General features: G+C 59.1%; 2 protein-coding genes and 1 pseudogene. 1 reads left to right on the forward strand and 2 read right to left on the reverse strand.

Annotated elements, in window-relative coordinates; all coding sequences use genetic code 11:
- The first annotated feature begins 25 nt into the window (after nucleotides 1-25).
- Nucleotides 26-220 (forward strand): hypothetical protein, encoded by a 195-nt coding sequence (locus V6C07_RS05820; RefSeq protein WP_333535423.1) that lies wholly within the window; start codon nucleotides 26-28, stop codon nucleotides 218-220.
- 67 nt (nucleotides 221-287) lie between these two features.
- Here V6C07_RS05820 and ybaK read toward each other — a convergent pair whose 3' ends face one another.
- Nucleotides 288-776: a Cys-tRNA(Pro) deacylase gene (ybaK, locus tag V6C07_RS05825; protein ID WP_333535424.1), complete on the reverse strand. Its 489-nt coding sequence runs from the start codon at nucleotides 774-776 to the stop codon at nucleotides 288-290.
- 38 nt (nucleotides 777-814) lie between these two features.
- A pseudogene (locus tag V6C07_RS05830) lies at nucleotides 815-1,060 on the reverse strand (response regulator); the annotation flags it as partial.
- Nucleotides 1,061-1,185: the final 125 nt, after the last annotated feature.

A 1,185-nucleotide genomic window follows, 5' to 3' on the forward strand; every position in this document is an offset into this window, starting at 1 on the left:
GGGGGGGGGGGGGAGGATGAGGCGCGTGTCTCGTTTGCTGTGGGGCGCAAGCATGGCCGCAAGTTTTGCGCTCTGGTGGGTGTGGGCCAGGACGTGCGACTGGTCGGGCAGTATCCTGCCGCAAAACGGCGGCAGACTGCGGCGGGTGCATATCCCCGGCCATTGGGGCTGTCAGGCGGCGGGGACAGGTTTTACCGCAACTGACGGCCAGAATGTGTGAGGATGTACGCGGATACGCGAAGATGGACCAGTGCGTGGGGCATCAGTCCGGGTATCAGCCCTTGGTATCAGTCCGGGCGGGCGATAGCGGCGGTAACGCCGTCCACCGCCCGGAGCAGATCCTGGGAAGACAGGCAAATCTGTACGCCGCGCAGCCCTGCGCTTATATAGATGCTGTCTTGCTCAAGGGCGCTGGCGTCCACAAAAACGGGATAATTTTTCTTGCCGCCAAGGGGGGAGCAGCCGCCGCGCACGTAGCCTGTCAGGGGGCGCACGTCCTTGAGCGGAACCATTTCCGCATGCTTGTTGCCCGAGGCCGCCGCAAGGGCCTTGAGGTTCAGCTCGGCCCCGGCGGGTATGCAGGCCATGAGCACGCCTGTTTTGTCCCCACGGGCAACCAGGGTTTTGAAAACGCGCTGCGGCTCGACCCCGAGCCGGCAGGACATGGTGACGGCGGAAAGGTCGTTTTCATCCACGGCAACCTGATGCAGGGTGTGGGGGATGCCGTGTTTTTCCAGTTGGCGGGCGGCATTGGTCTTGGCGATCTTGGCGGACATGTTTTTCTTCGCAGGTTCTGGAGGCGTGGCAAGGGCGCTCAGCAGAGACCGAGCCACTGAATTATTTTGTTGCGCAGCGTTACCAGGTTAAAGGGTTTGGCAAGATAGTCGTCCATGCCCGACTGCATGATTTCATCCATGGTTTCTGGCATGGCTACGGCTGTCATGGCGATGATGGGTACAGCTTTGCCCTGCGGATTTCTGGGCAGGTTGAGGCGGATCTCACGGGTGGCGTGCAGGCCGTCCATGACGGGCATATACACGTCCATAAAGATCATGTCATAACATTGCTGTCCGGCTAAGGGGTAACAAAAAAGTCCAAAATCTCAGCAGTATGTGGTATAAGAAGTTACCACAACAACTTGCCACACAAGGAGATTTTGGACTTGAGCCATCATACTACACTCTT

The organism is Desulfovibrio sp. 1214_IL3152, from assembly GCF_036763055.1.
GTDB lineage: Bacteria > Desulfobacterota > Desulfovibrionia > Desulfovibrionales > Desulfovibrionaceae > Desulfovibrio.